Source organism: Streptomyces sp. NPDC046881, assembly GCF_040645015.1.
In the GTDB taxonomy this organism is placed as follows: domain Bacteria; phylum Actinomycetota; class Actinomycetes; order Streptomycetales; family Streptomycetaceae; genus Streptomyces.
Genome location: NZ_JBEYXJ010000087.1, coordinates 1 through 17,987, shown reverse-complemented (window position 1 = coordinate 17,987; position 17,987 = coordinate 1). Strand labels below are relative to the sequence as shown.

Annotated in this window: 17 protein-coding genes; 9 read left to right on the top strand and 8 right to left on the bottom strand. The window is 74.3% G+C overall.

What is annotated here, in order from left to right:
• Positions 1-23: 23 nt before the first annotated feature.
• From ABZ923_RS30895 to ABZ923_RS30885, 3 genes are read left to right on the top strand one after another with little or no spacing between them, the layout of a single operon-like run.
• Positions 24-1,547 (top strand): hypothetical protein, encoded by a 1,524-nt coding sequence (locus ABZ923_RS30895; RefSeq protein ID WP_361478101.1) that lies wholly within the window; start codon positions 24-26, stop codon positions 1,545-1,547.
• Positions 1,544-3,181, top strand: coding sequence for a nickel transporter (locus ABZ923_RS30890; protein WP_361478098.1), 1,638 nt, complete (start codon positions 1,544-1,546; stop codon positions 3,179-3,181). The genes ABZ923_RS30895 and ABZ923_RS30890 overlap by 4 nt, the downstream gene beginning before the upstream one ends.
• A 27-nt stretch (positions 3,182-3,208) precedes the next feature.
• A complete protein-coding gene (locus tag ABZ923_RS30885; RefSeq protein WP_361478095.1) occupies positions 3,209-4,843 on the top strand; it encodes a serine/threonine-protein kinase in 1,635 nt (544 codons plus the stop codon).
• A gap of 57 nt (positions 4,844-4,900) precedes the next feature.
• On the opposite strand, the gene ABZ923_RS30880 is transcribed toward ABZ923_RS30885, so the two are convergent.
• Entirely contained in the window at positions 4,901-5,707 is an 807-nt protein-coding gene (locus ABZ923_RS30880; protein ID WP_361478092.1) for an SGNH/GDSL hydrolase family protein, read from the bottom strand.
• A gap of 273 nt (positions 5,708-5,980) precedes the next feature.
• Between ABZ923_RS30880 and ABZ923_RS30875 the strand changes: the two genes are divergently transcribed.
• Together ABZ923_RS30875 and ABZ923_RS30870 are read left to right on the top strand one after the other, a co-directional pair.
• Complete coding sequence (locus ABZ923_RS30875; RefSeq protein WP_361478089.1) at positions 5,981-7,075, top strand: DUF5925 domain-containing protein; 1,095 nt, start codon at positions 5,981-5,983, stop codon at positions 7,073-7,075.
• A 16-nt stretch (positions 7,076-7,091) separates the two neighbouring features.
• Positions 7,092-7,862, top strand: a complete 771-nt coding sequence (locus tag ABZ923_RS30870; protein ID WP_361478086.1) for a DUF72 domain-containing protein — start codon at positions 7,092-7,094, stop codon at positions 7,860-7,862.
• 41 nt (positions 7,863-7,903) lie between these two features.
• On the opposite strand, the gene ABZ923_RS30865 is transcribed toward ABZ923_RS30870, so the two are convergent.
• On the bottom strand, positions 7,904-8,272 hold the full coding sequence (locus ABZ923_RS30865; RefSeq protein ID WP_361478084.1) for a GntR family transcriptional regulator: 369 nt from the start codon (positions 8,270-8,272) through the stop codon (positions 7,904-7,906).
• 71 nt (positions 8,273-8,343) lie between these two features.
• Between ABZ923_RS30865 and ABZ923_RS30860 the strand changes: the two genes are divergently transcribed.
• Together ABZ923_RS30860 and ABZ923_RS30855 are read left to right on the top strand one after the other, a co-directional pair.
• Positions 8,344-9,273 (top strand): GNAT family N-acetyltransferase, encoded by a 930-nt coding sequence (locus ABZ923_RS30860; RefSeq protein WP_361478081.1) that lies wholly within the window; start codon positions 8,344-8,346, stop codon positions 9,271-9,273.
• Positions 9,254-9,754 carry a DUF402 domain-containing protein gene (locus tag ABZ923_RS30855; RefSeq protein ID WP_361478078.1) on the top strand — a complete coding sequence of 167 codons (501 nt, stop codon included), beginning with the start codon at positions 9,254-9,256 and terminating at the stop codon, positions 9,752-9,754. The genes ABZ923_RS30860 and ABZ923_RS30855 overlap by 20 nt, the downstream gene beginning before the upstream one ends.
• Positions 9,755-9,777: 23 nt before the next feature.
• Here the strand turns inward: ABZ923_RS30855 and ABZ923_RS30850 are convergent, their stop codons facing one another.
• Positions 9,778-10,398 (bottom strand): class I SAM-dependent methyltransferase, encoded by a 621-nt coding sequence (locus tag ABZ923_RS30850; protein WP_361478075.1) that lies wholly within the window; start codon positions 10,396-10,398, stop codon positions 9,778-9,780.
• A gap of 110 nt (positions 10,399-10,508) precedes the next feature.
• Here ABZ923_RS30850 and ABZ923_RS30845 point away from each other — a divergent pair, with 110 nt between their 5' ends.
• Positions 10,509-10,643: a hypothetical protein gene (locus ABZ923_RS30845; RefSeq protein WP_268254384.1), complete on the top strand. Its 135-nt coding sequence runs from the start codon at positions 10,509-10,511 to the stop codon at positions 10,641-10,643.
• A gap of 13 nt (positions 10,644-10,656) precedes the next feature.
• Here ABZ923_RS30845 and ABZ923_RS30840 read toward each other — a convergent pair whose 3' ends face one another.
• The 3 genes from ABZ923_RS30840 to ABZ923_RS30830 form a co-directional block, all read right to left on the bottom strand.
• Positions 10,657-11,124, bottom strand: coding sequence for a GNAT family N-acetyltransferase (locus ABZ923_RS30840; protein WP_361478072.1), 468 nt, complete (start codon positions 11,122-11,124; stop codon positions 10,657-10,659).
• A gap of 186 nt (positions 11,125-11,310) precedes the next feature.
• Positions 11,311-12,177, bottom strand: coding sequence for an alpha/beta fold hydrolase (locus ABZ923_RS30835; RefSeq protein WP_361478070.1), 867 nt, complete (start codon positions 12,175-12,177; stop codon positions 11,311-11,313).
• 167 nt (positions 12,178-12,344) lie between these two features.
• Positions 12,345-12,791: a MarR family transcriptional regulator gene (locus ABZ923_RS30830; RefSeq protein WP_361478067.1), complete on the bottom strand. Its 447-nt coding sequence runs from the start codon at positions 12,789-12,791 to the stop codon at positions 12,345-12,347.
• Between the two features lie 101 nt (positions 12,792-12,892).
• Between ABZ923_RS30830 and ABZ923_RS30825 the strand changes: the two genes are divergently transcribed.
• The gene (locus ABZ923_RS30825; RefSeq protein ID WP_361478064.1) at positions 12,893-13,267 is read left to right on the top strand and encodes a cupin domain-containing protein; all 375 of its coding nucleotides are present in this window, start codon (positions 12,893-12,895) and stop codon (positions 13,265-13,267) included.
• Here ABZ923_RS30825 and ABZ923_RS30820 read toward each other — a convergent pair.
• Together ABZ923_RS30820 and ABZ923_RS30815 are read right to left on the bottom strand one after the other, a co-directional pair.
• Positions 13,245-14,243: a hypothetical protein gene (locus ABZ923_RS30820; RefSeq protein ID WP_361478062.1), complete on the bottom strand. Its 999-nt coding sequence runs from the start codon at positions 14,241-14,243 to the stop codon at positions 13,245-13,247. The two genes, ABZ923_RS30825 and ABZ923_RS30820, sit on opposite strands and share 23 nt — an antisense overlap.
• Entirely contained in the window at positions 14,240-17,755 is a 3,516-nt protein-coding gene (locus ABZ923_RS30815; protein ID WP_361478059.1) for a DNA polymerase III subunit alpha, read from the bottom strand. Before ABZ923_RS30815 ends, ABZ923_RS30820 begins: the two co-directional genes overlap by 4 nt.
• Between the last annotated feature and the right edge of the window lie 232 nt (positions 17,756-17,987).

Here is a 17,987-nt window from a genome sequence, read left to right as displayed (position 1 = left end):
ACACGACCGACGGAGGAGAAGGCATGGGCCCGCGCGGGCAGGACGACGAGCAGGACGCGCAGCAGGTGAGCGTGAGCGGCGAGCCCCGGCCGGCGCCGACCGCACCGGCGCCCGTGGCTTCCGGTCCCGACGAGCCCGGCGGCGCCGGGGACGGCGCGACCGTCGCGCAGGAGACCGACGGCGACGAGCGGGTCGCCGCCGTACGGCGGGTCGGTTCGGTCCGGCGGCTGTGGCGGGGCGGCGCCCAGCTCGTCGCCGCCGCCTCGCTGCTGGCGGTCGCCCTGACCGGCGGTGCGATCGCGCTCGGCGCGGACCGGGGGCAGGCGTCCGCGCCGGTCGCCGCCGGCGCGGTGGACCCCGGGGTGCTGAGCGGCGGGAACCTGGACGCGAGCATCACCGCGCTCCAGACGCATCTGCGGGCCCAGCCCAAGGACCACGGCGGCTGGGCCACCCTCGGTCTGGCCTACGTCGAGCAGGCGCGGACCAAGGGCGACCCGTCCCGGTACCCGCAGGCGGAGCAGGCGCTGCGGCGCTCCCTGTCGCTGGCGCCGGACAACGACCAGGCCCTGGCCGGCCGCGCCGCCCTCGCCGCCGCCCGGCACGACTTCCACGGCGCCCTGTCCTTCGCGGACGCGGCCCTGCGGCGCAACCCCTACAGCGAGCGCGCGCTGTCCTCCCGGATCGACGCCCTGGTCGAACTCGGCCGGTACGCCGACGCGGCGAAGGCGGCGCGGACCGCCGACGCGCGCAAGCCGGGCGTGCCGGTCTTCACCCGGTACGCCTACGTGCAGGAGCTGCGCGGGGACGTGCGCACGGCGCGCCGCGTCCTGGAGCAGGCGCTGACCGCGGCCGCCTCGCCGGGCGACACCGCGTACGTGGCCACCCAGCTCGGCCAGCTGGCCTGGAACCAGGGCGACCAGCGCACGGCGCTCACCTACTACGCCCGCGCCCTGGCCGCCGACGACGGCTACCTCCCGGCGCTGGAGGGCCGGGCCCGCGCGCGGGCGGCGAGCGGTGACCGGGCCGCGGCCGTCAAGGACATGGAGACGGTGGTGGCCCGCGCTCCGCTGCCCGGCCCGCTGGTCGCCCTCGGCGAGCTGTACGAGGCGCGGGGCGCGGCCGGCGACCGGGCGCGGGCCCGCCAGCAGTACGCGCTGGTCGACGCCTGGATCGCGCTGGCCCGGGCCAACGGCGTCAACGCCGACCTGGACACCGCGCTGGCCGCCGCCGACCACGGCGACAAGCGGGCCGCCCTGCGCGCGGCCCGCGCCGAATGGGCCCGGCGGCACACCGTGCACACCGCGGACGCCCTCGCCTGGGCGTTGCACGTCAACGGCCGTGACGCCGAGGCCCTGCCCTACGCCCGCCGGGCCGCCGCCACCGGCTACCGCAGCGCCGCCTTCCGGTACCACCGGGGCATGATCGAGCTGGCCACCGGCCACCGGGCGGCCGGCCGCGCCTCGCTCGCCGCGGCCCTGAAGCTGAATCCCGGCTTCTCCCCGCTGGGCGCCGCGCAGGCCCGCGAGGCGCTGGAGGGTGCCCGGTGACATCCCGTCTGCTGTACGTGCTGCTCGCCGGGTGCGCCCTGGCGCTCCTCCCGGCCGGCACCGCGAGCGCGCACCCCCTCGGCAACTTCACCGTCAACCGCTACGACGGTCTGGTCGCCGCTCCCGGACAGCTCCGCGTCGACCATGTGGAGGACCTGGCCGAGATCCCGGCCACCCAGGCCAAGCCCGCCGTCGAACGGCTGGGGCTGGACGCGTGGGCCCGGCAGCGCTGCGCACGGGCCGCCGCCGACAGCGCCCTCACCGTCGACGGTCGTACGGCCACCCTGACGGCCGGCCGCAGCAGCGCGCGCCTGCGCCCGGGCCAGGCCGGTCTCGACACCCTGCGCGTGGAGTGCCGGCTGACCGCCGCACTGCCCCGCACGGGCACCGTGACGCTCGGCTTCCACGGCGCGGGCGCCACCGGTGGGCCCGGCTGGCGGGAGATCACGGCGCGGGGCGACCGGATGACGCTCACCGCGACGGACGTGCCGAAGGAGTCGGTCTCGCGGGAACTGACCTCCTACCCCAAGGACTTGCTGTCCTCCCCCGCCGACACCGTCACGGCCTCGGTGCGGGCGCGGCCCGGCGGCCCGGCGCTCGCGGCGGACGCGCAGCGGCAGGCGGCCCCGGGCGCCGGCGTGCTGCCCCGGGGTGCCGACCGCTGGACCCGGGCCCTGGACGACCTCGTGGCCCGGCGTGATCTCACCGTCGGGTTCGCCGCCGTGGCCCTGCTCATCGCGGTCGCCCTGGGTGCGATGCACGCCCTGGCCCCGGGCCACGGCAAGACCCTGATGGCCGCGACGGCGGCGGCGCGCGGGGGCCGGGCCCGGCCGCGGGACGTGCTGCCGCTGGCCGCCTCGGTCACCGTGACCCACACCCTGGGCGTGGTCGCCCTGGGCCTGCTCGTGACGGCCGGCTCCGCCGCCGCACCGGCGGTGATCTCCTGGCTGGGCATCGCCAGCGGCGCCCTGGTGCTGGCGGCGGGCGTCACCCTGGTGCGCCGGGCCTGGCACAACCGCGTACGGCCGACCGCCGCGGCCCACGACCACGCCGAGCGGCGGGAGTTGGCGGCCGTGGGGGCCGGGGCCGGCCACGGTGCCGGTCAAGGTGCCGATCACCACCAGCATCACCATCACGATGGTGAGCACACCCATGGCGGCCACACCCACAGCCACGCGCACGACCATGGGACGCACGCCCATGGTGAGCACACCCACGGCGGCCACACCCACAGCCACGGGGGTCACACCCACACCCATGGCGGGCACACCCACACGCACCCCACCGCGCCCACCGTCCGCGGCACGATCCTGCTGGGGTTCGCCGGCGGGCTGGTGCCCAGTCCGTCCGCCGTGGTCGTCCTGGTCGGTGCCGCCGCGCTCGGCAAGGCGTGGTTCGGGCTGCTGCTCGTCGTGGCGTACGGGGCGGGGCTCGCGCTGACCCTCACCGCCGCCGGGTTCGCCGTCGTACGGCTGGGCGCGGGGGCGGCCCGGGTCATGGAACGGCGCCCGCGCTGGAGCGCGCACCCCCTGGCCGCCCTCGTGCGCCGGACCCTGCCGCTGGTGTCGGCGCTGGTCGTGCTGGCGCTGGGCACGGGACTGGTGCTCAAGGGGGCCGCATCCGCGCTGGGCTGAGCTACTTTTGTGGAGAATTCGCGCGAGATGCCTTGGGGGGCGCCCGTGTCCGAGGAGCCGGTCCCGGAACGTGTGATCGCGGGTCGCTACCGTCTGCTGGCCCGGCTGGGCGAGGGCGGCATGGGCACCGTGTGGCGTGCCCGGGACGAGGTGCTGCACCGCGAGGTGGCGGTCAAGGAGGTGCGGGCGCCGGCGGGGCTGCCCGGCCCCGAGGTGGAGCGGCTGTACGCGCGCCTGGAGCGGGAGGCGTGGGCGGCGGCCCGGGTCGCGAACCGCAACGTGGTCACCGTGTACGACGTGGCGTTGGAGGGCGGCCGGCCGTGGATCGTGCTGGAGCTGGTGCGCGGGCTGTCGCTCGCCGACCAGCTGGAGGCGGAGGGTCCGCTGCCGCCGCGGCGGGCCGCGTACATCGGCGCCGAGGTGCTGTCCGCGCTGCGCGCCGCGCACGCCGCCGGGGTGCTGCACCGGGACGTGAAGCCGGCCAACGTGCTGCTCGCGAACGACGGCCGGGTGGTGCTGACCGACTTCGGGATCGCCACGGTGGAGGGCAGTTCGGCGCTGACCATGACCGGCGAGGTGGTGGGCTCGCCCGAGTTCCTGGCGCCGGAGCGGGCGTTGGGGCGGACGCCGGGCCCGGAGTCGGACCTGTGGTCGCTGGGCGTGCTGCTGTACGCGGCCGTCGAGGGCGTGTCCCCGTTCCGGCAGGACACCCCGCTCAGCACGCTGCGGGCCGTGGTGGACGAGGAGTTGCCGCCGCCGCGGTGGGCCGGGCCGCTCGCGCCCGTGATCCGGGGGCTGCTGCGCAAGGACCCCGCCGAGCGGCTGCCGGCCGAGCAGGCGGAGCGTGAGCTGCGGCTGGTCGCGGCGGGCGGCGCGGCGCGCACCGAGAGCGCGGGCGCGGTATCGCCGTACCCGCCGTCGATGCCGGCCCGGCCGTCGGAGCCGTCCCGTACCCCGCCGGCGCCGCTGCCCACCGGGTATCCGGACCCGGGCGCCACGGCCGCCGTGCCGGACCGGCGGCCCGGGCGCGACCGCCACGCCGCCGCCGTGCTGGTCGCGGGCGTGCTCGCGGTCGTCCTGGCGCTGGCCGGACTGACGTACGTGCTGCTGCACCGCGCCGACGGGGGCAAGCAGGGCAGCGGTGCCCCGAGCACCGGCCGGGCGAGCCGCGGCGCGCACTCGCCCACGCCGAGCGGCAGCACCGACACGGACACCGAGGACGCCTCGCCCACGCGCGGCAGCCCCTCGGCGAGCAGCGCGAGCCCGCCGGCGCAGTCGGTGCACGTGACGCTGACCGGCGCGCACACGGCGTACTCGGGGACGTGTCCGCCGCCGGCCACGCAGGCGCCCGCGTTCACGGCCGCGTTCACGGTGGGGCGGCTGCCGGCACGGGTGGAGTACCGGTGGGTGCTCGCGCACGGGTCGGTGTCGGACCCCGGGTGGAAGACGCTGCCGTTCCCGGCGGGCGGCCCGCGCACCCGGCAGCGGCAGGTGACCGTGAGCACCGGCGCGGACAGCGGGACGATCGAGAACGAGATCAGTGTGGAGGTGCGCGGCCCGGTGCGGGTCACGTCGGACCCGGTGCCGTTCTCGGTCGCGTGTACGACGGCGGCGGAGACCCCGTCGCCCGGAACCTCCGCCTCCGCGTCGGGCTCGCCCTGAGGGACCCCGCCGGGACACGGCCCGGAAAGTTCACCCGCAGGAGCGAGCCCGTGCGGCTCAGGCCGCGTTGGTGAACACCGGCAGGTAGCCGCCGGACTGGCCGGACGCGGTCGGGTGGTACGACTCGCCGATGTCGAGCCAGTTGACGCTGTGCAGCCAGGAGCTGCCGGAGCAGATCTCGTGGCCGCTGAACGTGGTGCGGACGTCGCCGAAGACGAAGTTGTGGGCGGTGGCGCGGGCCTTGATGGCGGTGTCGATGTAGTCGGCGGCGTCGTTGATCGCGGACCGCTTGGTCTCCGAGAGTCCGAGGCACGACTGGCCGAGCAGGTAGAAGCGGGGGTAGCCGATGACGACGACCCGGGCGGACGGGGCTTTGGCGCTGATCGCGTTGTAGACGGTGTCCAGCTTGCCGGGGAGCGTGTTGGCGACGTACGCCTTCGCGGTGTTGATGCGGGACAGGCACGTGCTGTCGGAGCTGGTCACACAGGTAGTCATGACGTCGGCGAAGCCGGCGTCGTTGCCGCCCACGGTGAGGGAGACCAGCGAGGTGGAGGAGTTCAGCGAGCCGAGCTGGCCCGCGAGCACGTCGTCCGTCGTGGCGCCTGAACAGGCGTTGAAGGCGAACGAGGAGGGACTGTGGGCGGCGTTCCACAGGTACGGATACGCCTTCGTGCTGCGGTCGCAGCTGCCGCTGGAGCTGATGTAACTGCCGGCGCCCACCCCGGAGGAGTAGGAGTCGCCGAGTGCCACGTAGCCGCCGGCCGCGGCCGTCGAGGAGGCCTGCGCCGAAGCGGCCCCGGTGAGACCGAGGCCGGCGGCGAGGAGGAGCGAGGTAACGAATCCGGTAAGTCGGGAACGTCTCATGGAACCTCCCTTTAGCAGGATCTCTGCCACAACTGTCGTAGCAGCTACGCGTGTTGACAGGAAGTGTCCATGCCAAGGCTTTTGACATCTCAACAGGATCGACCCGGAACGTTCACCGCTCATGTATTGCGCGTGCATGTCATGTTTGTCGACAGCTCGTCACGTCGACCGGACCGGACCGGTTTTGAGGCCGGGCGCCCGCGGCCGAAGAACCGCACTCCCCGGCGACGGAAATGCCATGCGCGGAGCGCATCCGTGCCGGATCATGGCGGCATGTCTGCGAACCCACACGACGCTCTGCCGATCCGGCTCCACGTCGACGACTCCGACTCGCCGTCCGACGTCGTCGACGCGCTGTTCCTCGGCCGCTTCGCGACGGGCGAGCAGCCGTACTCGCACGCGGCCAACATCGACCGGGTGCGCTCGGGCGCGACCCTGCTGCCGGAGGGTGCCCGGGTGCTGCGGGTCGCCCGCGACGACGACCGCAGCGCGATCCTCGCCGAGGGGGACGGCTGGACCCTGCTGGTCTCCCGCTGGAACCGGGGCGCGGACGTCACGGTCACCGCGACCAGCGCCGAACTCGCCCAGCAGATCCTCGACCGGGCCACGGACGGCGCGGCCGACGAGCCGGAACCGCAGCCCGAGAACGTGACGATGGGGTTCTGGTACGTCTCCCCCAGGCGCGGCCCGCACCGCACCACCCGGCAGATCTCCGCGGGCACCTGGGAGGAGGTCCGGCCCAACTACACGGCACCGGTGGCGGAGGCCATGGACCGTCTGATGAAGACGACCCCGCAGGACATCGCCGGCCGGCTGCTGCTGCTCCACGGCCCGCCGGGCACCGGCAAGACCTCCGCCCTGCGCACCCTGGCCCGGTCCTGGCGGGACTGGTGCCAGGTCGACTGCGTCCTGGACCCGGAGCGCCTCTTCTCCGACGTCGGCTATCTGATGGACATCGCGATCGGCGAGGACGACGGCGCGGGCAAGGGCCGCTGGCGTCTGCTGCTGCTGGAGGACTGCGACGAGCTGATCCGCGGCGAGGCCCGGCACACCGCGGGCCAGGCCCTGTCCCGGCTGCTGAACCTGACCGACGGCCTGCTCGGCCAGGGCCGCAACGTCCTGGTCGGCGTCACCACCAACGAGGACCTGGAGCGGCTGCACCCGGCCGTGGTCCGCCCCGGCCGCTGTCTGGCCCGCATCGAGGTGGGCCCGCTGACCCGCCCGGAGGCGGTGAACTGGCTCGGCACCGAGCAGGGCGTGGGCCGGGAGGGCGCGACCCTGGCCGAGCTGTACGCGCTGCGCCGGGGCACCACGCCGACCTCGGTGCCGGGCGCGCGGGAGGGCGCGGACGCGGGCCTGTACCTGTAAGTGCTTTCATGAGGGTATGACGCTGTTCGTCGGCACGTCGGGGTGGCAGTACAAGGACTGGCGGGACCTCGTCTACCCGGCCGGGGTGCCGACGCGGCTGTGGCTGGAGGAGTACACCCGGCTGTTCGCGACCGTGGAGATCAACAACGCGTTCTACCGGCTGCCGTCGTACGACACCTTCGCCGCCTGGCGCGGGCGCGTCCCGCCGGAGTTCGTGGTCGCGGTCAAGGCCAGCCGGTACCTCACCCACATCAAGCGGCTGAAGGACCCCGAGGAGCCGGTGCACCGCCTGATGACGCACGCGGCGGGCCTCGGCGACCGCCTGGGCCCGGTCCTCCTCCAGCTCCCGCCGACCCTGCGCGCCGACCCCTCGCTGCTGGACGCCTGCCTGGCCTGTTTCCCGGCCGGCACGAGGGTCGCGGTGGAGCCCCGGCACGAGTCCTGGTGGACGGGTGAGGTGCGCGAGGTGCTGTCGTCCCGGGGCGCGGCGCTGTGCTGGGCGGACGTCCTGGCCCGCCCGGTGACCCCGCTGTGGCGCACCGCCGACTGGGGCTACGTCCGTTTCCACCAGGGCCGCGCCCAGCCGTGGCCGCGCTACGGCCGCCGCTCCCTGGACACCTGGGTGGACCGTGTCGCGACGACCTGGTCCGCCGGGGAGGACGTCTACGCGTACTTCAACAACGACCCCGGGGGCGCGGCGGTCCAGGACGCGATCGCCTTCGCCCGCTCGGCGCACCGGGCGGGCCTGCCGGTGACCCGGACACCGGAGCCGGCGAAGGGGTGCTGATCCGGCCCGCCTCGCACCCGCCCCTCACGTCGGCATGTTCCCTATTCCCGGTACGCCGCCCGCAGGGCGTCCCGCACCGCGTCCAGTGCCGCCTGCTCGTCCAAGCCCAGCCGCCGCACCCGGTCGACGTACGCCTGCGCGGCCAGGGAGGCCTCGCGCACGGCGGCCGAGCCGGCGGCGGCCACGAACGTGCCGTTGCGCCCCCGCGTCTCGATCACCCCGTCCCCCTCCAGCGCCCGGTACGCCTTGGCCACCGTGTTCACCGCGAGCCCCAGGGACTCGGCCAGCCCCCGCACGGTCGGCAGCCGGTACCCCACCGGGAGCGCCCCGGACCGCGCCTGCTCGGAAATCTGCGCCCGCACCTGCTCGTACGGGGGCGCGCTGTCATCGATGCGGATCTTCAGGCTCACATGGCCGATTGTCCCGCACCCGACGGAAAATGAGAGGCAGCCCGGCCTGGCCGCCCGTACGGTGCCTCATCATGACAGTGCTCGTCCGCGCCCTGCGCCCCGACGTCCCCGCCGACGCCGAAGGCTTCGCCCGCGTCCGCCGACTCGCCCTCCCGTACATCCTGTTCACCCCGGACTCCGTCCGGCACACCGTCACCCACATGCACCCCGGCGCCCGGTTCCGGCCGCTCGTCGCGGAGGAGGACGGCGAGATCATCGGCACGGCACAGGTCCATCTGATCCACGACAGCCCCGAACCGGGCCAGGGCTCCCTGAACATCTACGTCCGCCCGGACCGGACGCACCGCGGTGCCGGCCGGCTGCTGGTGGAGGCCGCCGAGGAGTACCTGACGGGCCTGGGCGCGACCCGGCTGTTCGCCTGGGCGCTGGACGAGCCGGCGAGCCGGGCCTTCGCCGAGCGGCGCGGCTACCGGCGGGGCCGTAGCGCGCACTTCCTCCGGCTGGACCTGGCGCACGGCACGCTCCCGCCGCTCCCGGAGGTCCCGCCCGGTGTGGAGCTGCGGACGGCCGCCGGCTTCGCGGACGATCCCCGGCCGCTGTTCGAGCTGGACGCGGAGACGCTGCGGGACGAACCGAGCGACGTGGAGTACGCGTTGACGGACTACGACGCCTGGCTCGCGGAGGCCTGGAAGCACCCGCTGCTGGACCGGGAACTGACCACGGCCGCCTGTGTCGACGGCCGGCCGGTCGCGTTCACCGTGGCCTACACCGACGGCGACGGCCGCTACTCCACGGCCATGACCGGCACCGCCCGCGCCCACCGCGGCCGCGGCCTGGCCAGGCTCGCCAAGATCCATTCCCTCCACCGGGCCCGCGCGGCCGGTGTCACCGAGGCGTTCACGGGCAACGACACCGGCAACGGCCCCATGATCGCGATCAACAAGTGGCTCGGGTACGAGGTCTGCGCGCAGGAGGTGCGCTATGTCCGTGAACTCGGCTGAGCCGGCGGCCCGGTTGGAGGTCGTCCTGGTCAAGGCGGGCCGTACGAAGATCCGTTACCCGGCGGAGCTGCTCCGGGACGACGGCGACCGGATCGCCGTACGCGCCGCCTGGGCGGGGGCCGGGGTCCGTGACTTCGGGTTCGTGCGGTTCGAACCGGGTGACGTGTTCACCGAGTACTACTGGCGGAGCCGGTGGTACTCGGTGAAGGAGGTGCGCGCGGCGGACGGCTCGGTCAAGGGCTGGTACTGCGACATCACGCGCCCCGCGGTGCGGTCCGGGCCGGAGCTGGTCGTGGAGGACCTCGACCTGGACCTGTGGCGCTCCGCGGACGGGCGGGACGTACGGCGGCTGGACGAGGACGAGTTCGCCGAGAGCGGCCTCGCCCGGCGGGACCCGGAGGCCGCGTCCGCCGCGGTGGCCGCGCTCGACGCGCTGGAGGCGCTGGCCCGTGCCGGCGGCTTCGCGGAGCTGCTGGCCTGACGTGCCCGGCCACCGTGGCCCGGTCACACGGTGGCCACCACCGCGTACCGCTCGTCGTCGACGTCCTTGCCCCACAGCAGGGAGTCGTCGGACAGCCGCTCCACGCGCACGCCCCGGGTGAGGGGTTCGAGGTGGGCGGTGAGCCGCGCGGCCGGTATGCCGACCGGGGTGAGGGTCCCCCAGACGCCCTCGACCAGGATGAACCGGCCCCCGGGGCGCAGCAGGTCCCGCCAGTGCCGCAGCACCCCGGCGGGATCCGGCAGCGCCCACAGCACATGCCGGACGAGGACCACGTCGAAGCACCGGGGTGCCACCGGCGGGGCGGCCGCGTCCCCGCACAGGATCCGCGCGGTGCGCCCGGCCAGCTTGGTCCGGGCCCGCTCCACCATCGCCGGGGACCGGTCGACCCCCGTCACCCGGTGCCCCTGTTCGGCGGCGAGGAGTGACAGGCTGCCGGTTCCGCAGCCGAGGTCGAGCACGTCGGCGGGCCGCTCCGGGAGCCAGGCGCGGAGCCGGTCCGCCCAGGCCGCGCGGACCTGCGGATCACGCAGGCCGTGGTCCGGCTCGTCATCGAAGACGGCGGCCTGCGCATCCCAGTCCGCTTCCGGGGCAACCGCAACCGTGTACCTGTTCTTGCTCGTCATGCCCAGAGAGTGACAGACGCCACTGACAACCAGGCACCGATGAGGAAGTCTCGCCGAAAGGGTCTGCCCCCGTGACACCGCGGAACCCGGTGGGCTCGAAGGAGGCAGCCATGCGCCGTGTGACCGTGCACAAGCCCCTGAAGAGGACGGACACCCGCCGGATCCGCGAAGAGGCGGACGAGCGCCCGGCGGGACGCCCCGAGGTGCGCAAGGACATCGCCCGCACCTGGTGGCCCGACGGCTGACGTCCGGGACGCCTCAGCCCAGCCGCTTGCGGTAGTGGATCCGGTCGTACGGGCCGTCGACCCGGCGGGCCACGACCTCGTAGCCGTACCTCGGATAGATCTTCTGGTTCTCCCACATCAGCGCGTTCGTGTAGAGCCTGATCTCGTCGAGCCCCAGTGCACGCGCGCGTGCGTCGACGAAGCGCAGCAGCCGCCGTCCGACACCCGTGCCGTGCGCGTCGGGACGGACGGCGATGCTGTCCAGGAAGAGGTGGTCGGCGAACACCTCGACCACCACCAGCCCGACGACGGGCTCCCCCGTGACGAACACCTTCCCGGCGGCGACGTCCGCCGCGTGGTCCGCCTCCATGGGCTGGGGCACCACGCCGATGCGCGCGATGTAGGGGTGGTAGGCCGCGTCCGTCACCGCTTTCACGGCCGGTACGTCCTCGGCGCGGGCCGGCCGGACCTGTTGCGTGGCGGTGCACTCCGTGTCGGTCATGGCTGAACGCTATCCCCGGCGCCGTCCGCCTGAGCGGAGTCTGAGGGGACCCTTAAGCGGACCATAAGGATCTTCTCCGGCCGCCCTCGGCGGCGGATTTCCCGGCTTCTCCGGGCTAGTTTCGGATCGCCCCACGGGTTCCGGGGCCCGTCCGGCGGCTCAGGCCGGACAGGCCCCGGCGGTGGCTCAGCTGAAGACCGAGGCGCAGGTGGTGGCGGTGGCGTGGGCCGGGTCGAGGGCGTTGGCGACCTCGTGGAAGGCGATCCGGTCGAACAGGCCGATCGCGAGGTGCTCGGAGAGGTCGAGCGGGCACAGGTCCTGGAGCAGGACGTTGCGGACGTCGGAGCCGCTCAGGTACTGGGTGCGCCAGGGGGTGGCCACCTCGTCGTACCGGGTGGCGATGACGGTGTAGCGCACTCCGGGGACGGTGTCGCCGCCGGCGTTGAGCTTGGTGAGGAAGGCGGAGCCGGTGATCTGGTCGGCGAGGCCGGGGGTGGTGGCCTTGAGCAGGTCCTCGGCGCCGGGGAAGTAGGGGAGCAGGTTGGTGAGGCCGTCCAGGTCGGTGCCGTGGTTGTCGGGGGCGAGGCCGACGAGGGCGCCGACCTTGGCGGCTCCGCCGAGGAACCTCAGGTAGTAGCGGGGCATCATGCCGCCCTGGGAGTGCCCGACCAGGTCGGCCTCGGCGGCTCCGGTCGCGGCGAGCACCTTGTCGACGAAGGCCGACAGCTGCTCGGCCGACTTGTCGAGGGGGCCGAGTCCGTGGAAGAGCGGGACACCGGGGAGTTGGCCGTAGTCGAGGGAGTAGACGCAGTAGCCGCGGCTCGTCAGGTAGGGCGCGAGGCCGAGCCAGTTGTCGACCGAGTTGCCGAGGGTGCCGTGGACGAGGACGACGGGGCGGGGGTGGGCGGCGGAGGGCTTGCAGGAGTAGTCGTTCCAGCCGGAGGTGGGTGCGGCGGAGTCGGAAGCGCTGGCCGCGGCGGCCGGTACGACGGCGACGGCGGCGGTGAGGAGGAGTGCGACGAGGGGTCTGAGCACTCTCTTCCAGGGCAGCATCGTGTGATCTCCTTGCGGCTCAAGGGAGGTGGGGGCCTAACCCTGTGATCCGGATCACGAGGATGCTGTTCACTCGTCAAGTTACGGGCGAGTAGCCGAAGTGAGAAGTTACGCGTCAGTAAAAACTTCCAGCGGTAACAATGAGCCGCCGGGACGCCGACGAGGCGTCACCAGGCCGGACGGATCGGCCCTCGGGGAGCGATCCGTGCCAAGTGGTCCCGCAGCGCGCGCACTTCACCCTCACCCAGCAGCTCGCCCCATCCCCCGACCACCTCGGCCGCCGCCTCCTCCGCCGCTCGGGTACAGGCCCACCCGCGCTCGGTCAGCACGATCAGCCGGGCGCGCGCGTCCTCGGGATGCCGCGTCCGCTCGGCGTACCCCTTGCGTACGATCTCGTCCACCAGCTGACTCGCCGCCTGCTTGGTCACCCCGAGGTGCGCGGCCAGGTCGGTGACGGTGGCGCCGTCCGGGGCGAGCCGCGCGAAGGCGAAGCCGTGGGCGGGCCGGACGTCCGTGAAGCCGCGGGCCACCACCCCGTCATTGATGCGTTGCGTGAGGTCGCCCGCGGCGGCGAGCAGGGCGGCGGACAGGGCCAGGGCGTCGGAGTTGTGCACCCAGGCATTGAAACACCCTTGACGAAGTGGTCAAGCTGCTTGACCATATAGTCAAGTAGCTTGACCACTTTCAGACACCCCTCTGGACGGAGAACACCGCCATGCCCGTCGTCCGCTCCTCGGAAGCCGTCACCCACGAGATCCACGGCGCCCGCTTCGTCTCGTACGCCACCCCGCTCGCCGGAAGCAGGGAACTGTGCGCCTGGCGCGGTGAGATCCCGCCCGGGACGAAGGCACCCGCCCACACCGTCAACCGGGAGGAGATCTTCCATCTGCTCGTCGGGGAACTGCTGATGACACTCGACGGTCACACCGAGCGGATCGCGGCGGGCGACACGGTGATCGTCAACCCCGGTGCGACTCTTGCCGTCGAGAATCCCACCGGCCACACCGCGATCTCCTGGGTCACCACCTCGATCGGCCTGGAGGCACGACTGGCCGACGGCACTCGTCTCACGCCGCCGTGGGCCAACTGAGGGCGCACGCCAGGGCCAGCGTCCCCGGCATCACCGCCCGCGGCCCGAACTTCGCCCGCACGCGGTCCGCGACCTCCTCGACCCGGCGGGCCTTTTCGTCCACGGGGTCGAAGGTGAGCTGGTAGGAGGCCTGGTCGGCGGGGGTCAGGCCCTCGGCGCGCAGGGCGAGCGCGCGGACCCGGGCGCGCTGCAGGCCGAGCGACTCGTACATGTCGTAGGCCGACCGGGCCAGGGCCGCCGAGTGCGCGGTCGGCTCCTTCAGGGTGCGGCTGCGGGTGGTCGCGGACCGGTCGGCGTAGCGCACGGTGAGGGTCAGGGTGCGGCAGACCTTCTCCACCGCGCGCAGCCGGGCGCCGATCTCCTCGGCGGCCGACAGCAGCGCCCCGCGGTGCCGGGCGGGGTCCAACTCGTCGAAGCCGAAGGACCGTTCCGTCGTCAGCGAGCGCGCGACGGCGTTCGGGACGACCCGGCCGCGGTCGACGCCGCTCGCCTTCTCGCGCAGCTCCCGGCCCGCCTTCGCGCCGATCAGCCGCTGGAGCGTGGACAGCGGCGCGGCGGCGACCAGGCCCAGGGTGTCCAGGCCGTACTCGCCCAGGGTGCGGGCGGTCGCCGCGCCGATGCCGGGCAGCGCGGCGACGGGCTTGCCGGCGAGGAACTCGGCGACGGCGTCCTCGGGCACCGCGCAGGTCACCCCCGGCCGGGCGTCGCGCAGCGCCACGCGGGCCAGCATCGGCCCCGGGCCGGCACCGATCGCGCAGTCGACGCCGTACCGCGCGAGGGCCCGCACCCGGATCACCGAGGCCAGCTCCACGGCGCTGCGCCCGAAGTACCGCTCGGCGCCCCGGAGATCGGCCAGCGCCCCGTCCGGCGGCAGCGCCTCGACCACCGGGGTGAAGTCCTCCAGCAACCCGAGCAGTCCCGGCAGGGCCGCCTTGTACATCGGCGGCAGCTGGAAACGTACGCAGAGGATGGTCATCCCGCACTCCCCGGACTCTGGTGCCACAACTTCCGTATCGCCGCGGGCCCTTGCCCGGCGTCCTGGCCGGCGGGCCGCAGGTCGGCCCAGGGGTGCATCTCGTACCCCGTGGGCATGCGGATCGTCCGGTCCGCCATCGGGTCGCGGGCCGCGGAGCCGGCCGGCGCGGGCAGCCCCTCGGAACCGGCGAGCCGGGCCCGGAGCGGACCGCCGTCGTCCCCGGCCGGGGGCGTGCCGGACGGTCCGGCCAGCCGGGCCGCGACCCCGTCGAGTCCCTCCGCGTGCCGCACCTCCACCAGTTCGGCGAGGTTCCAGGCGGCGGAGCCGACCACGCTCAGGCTGCGCGGGCCGCGCCGCTGCACCACTCCGCGCACCAGCAGCAGCCAGGAGTGGAAGACGGTGTGGGCGCAGGCGTCGTGCGAGTCGTCGAAGAACGCGAGGTCGACCAGGCCCGTGCCGTCGTCCAGGGTGGAGAAGACGACCCGCTTGCCGGAGCGGATCGGCGGGGTCTGGGTGGCCGCCTTGGCGCCCGCGACCAGCACGGTCTCCCCGTGCCGGGCCTCGCGCAGCCGGCGCGCGCAGACCACGCCCAGCTCGTCGAGGAAGGCGCGGTAGTCGTCCATCAGGTTGCGCGAGGCGTCCATGGACAGCACCCCCAGCTCGGCGCTGAGCCGCTCCGCGGCGGACAGGTCGGGCAGCCCGGCCGGGGCGGTCTTCCGCCCGCCCGCCAGCGGGAGTTGGCCGCCGCCACCGCCCCGGGCGCCGCGATGCAGCTCGGTCAGGTGCAGTTGCAGGTCGCGCCGGTTGGCGCCGAAGGCGTCCAGCGCGCCCACCTGGGCGAGCCGTCCGGCCAGCGGCCTGCTGGGCCGGGCCCGTTCCCAGAAGTCCAGCAGGGAGGCGTAGGGCTGCCCGTCCGCGATCCGCTGCGCCTCGGCCTCGCTGATGCCGTGGACGTCGGAGAGGGCGAGCCGCAGCCCCCACACCTCCGGGGATTCAGACACCAGTTCGATCCTGTGTGCGACCCCGGAGAGGTTCACGTCCAACGGCAGGATCGGCACCCCGCGCCGCCGGGCGTCCGCCAGCAGCAGCCGCTTGGGGTACATCCCGGGGTCGTGCGTGAGCAGCCCGGCGTAGAAGGCGGCCGGGTGGTGCGCCTTCAGCCACGCCGACTGGTAGGTGGGGACGGCGAAGGCGACGGCGTGCGCCTTGCAGAAGCCGTACGACCCGAAGGCCTCCACGATCTCCCAGGTCCGCCGGATCGTCTCCGCGTCGTACCCCCTGGCCGCCGCCTGCTGGGCGAACCACACCCTGATCCGCCCCTGCGACTCCGGCTCGGACAGCCCGCGCCGCACCCGGTCGGCCTCGCCACGGCCGCAGCCGGTCATGAGGGCGACGATGTCGATGACCTGCTCGTGGAAGACGACGACCCCGTACGTCCCCTGCAACGGCTCCTCCAGGTCCGGGTGCGGATAGCGCACCGGCGCCCGCCCGTGCCGCGCCTCGATGAACGGCCGCACCATGTCGGCGGCGACGGGACCGGGCCGGAACAGCGAGATGTCGACCACCAGGTCGTGGAAGGTGCTCGGCTGCAGCCGCCCCACCAGATCCCGCTGGCCCGGCGACTCGATCTGGAAGCAGCCCAGCGTCTCGGTGGACCGGATCAGCCGGTACGTCTCCGGGTCACCCGGCGGGACGCCGTCCAGGTCGATCCGCTCCCCGGTCGCCCGCTCCACCTCGGCGACCGCGTGCGCCATCGCCGACTGCATCCGCACGCCCAGCACATCCAGCTTGAGCAGGCCCAGGTCCTCCACGTCCTCCTTGTCGAACTGCGCCATGGGCAGCCCCTCACCGCTGGTCGGCACCACCGGCGTACGGGCGAGCAGCGAGGCGTCGGACAGCAGCACCCCGCACGGGTGCATGGCGACCCCGCGCGGCAGGGCGTCGAGCGCCTCCACCAGCTCCCACAGCCTGCCGTACTTCGCGCCCTCCCTCCGGTGCTCCCCCGCCAGCTGCTTCAGCTCGGGCAGCTCGGCCAGCGCGGCACGGGCGTCGCGCGCCCGGATGTGCGGGAAGGACTTGGCGATCCGGTCGATCTCGGCCGGGTCCATGGACAGCGCGGCCCCCACGTCCCGGATCGCGTGCCGCACCCGGTAGGTCTCCGGCATGGACACGGTCGCCACCCGCTCCGCACCGAACCGGCCGATGATCGCCCGGTAGACCTCCAGCCGCCGCGCGGACTCCACGTCGATGTCGATGTCGGGCAGCACCACCCGCTCCTTGGACAGGAAGCGCTCCATCAGCAGCCCGTGCTCGACCGGATCGGCGTGCGCGATGCCCAGCAGGTGGTTGACCAGCGACCCGGCCCCGGACCCGCGGGCGGCCACCCGGATGCCCATCCCGCGCACGTCGTCGACGACCTGGGCGACCGTCAGGAAGTAGGAGGCGAAGCCGTGATGGGCGATGATGTCCAGCTCGTGGTGCATCCGCTCCCAGTACGCGCGCCGCCCGTCGTACCCGAGCCGCAGCATGCCCGCCGCCGCCCGCGAGGCGAGCGCCCGCTGCGCGGTGCGCCGGCCGGCGCCGACGAGGTGCGCCTCGGGAAAGTGCACACTCCCCATTCCCAGGTCGTCCTCGGGGTCGACCCGGCACTCGGCGGCCGTGGCCCGGGTCTGCTCCAGCAGCCGCAGGGCGGTGTCCCGCCGGTACCCGGCGGCCTCCACGACCCGCTCGGCCACGTGCAGCATGGCCTGCCCGTCCTTCAGCCAGGCCTCGCCGGAGTCCAGCTCCCCCCGGGGGTCGATCGGCACCAGGCGGCGCGCGGCGTCCAGCACGTCGGCGACCGGCCCCTGCCCGGGATCGGCGTACCGGACGGCGTTGCTGAGCACCGGCCGCACCCCCTGTTCGGCGGCGAACCCGACGGTACGGGCCGCCAGCCGCAGGGAACCGGCCCCCGCCCCCGTGCGCCCGTGCCAGACGGCCTCCAGCCGCAGCGCGTCGCCGTAGACCTCGCGCCACGGCACGAGCAGCTCCGCCGCCCGGTCGGGCCGCCCGGCGGCGAGCGCCCGCCCCACGTCCGACCCCGGTCCGAGCAGCACCACCAGGCCGTCGCCCCGGTTGCCGGCCCACGGGAGCAGCGGGACCCCCTCCCCCGCGTGCGCCGCCGTGACCAGCCGGCACAGGTCGGCCCAGCCCCGGGCGCCGTCCCGGGCGAGGAAGGTCACCCGGGGGGCCGACTCGTCCACGAAGGCGCCACCGCGCACCGGCGTGCGCCGCCGCTCACGCCGTACGGCCTCCCGCGCCTCCACCGCCAGGTCCACCCCGAACAGCGGACGCACGCCGGCCCCGGCGCACGCCTTGGCGAAGCGCACGGTACCGGCGAGGGTGTCGCGGTCGGTCAGGGCGAGGGCGTCCATTCCCCGCTCCGCGGCGCGCTCAGCCAGCCGCTCCGGATGGGACGCCCCGTACCTCAGGGAGAACCCGGAGACGGTGTGCAGATGCGCGAAGCCCGGCACACACACCTCCCGCACTCGTGAGCCCCGAACGGCTCTCGAACATCAGTTCCAACTTCCCCACCTCCACCATACCCCCATTCTCGAACGTATGTACGACATCCAGGATGGGGCCTCTCACCTGCGCAAACAGGTCGCGGGCCCTGGACGTGACGCTCGGCGACCTCCTGGCCGAACCCACCCTCCTGGAATGGACGCCCGACAGCGGCACCCGCACGGTGCCGGCACTCCGCTC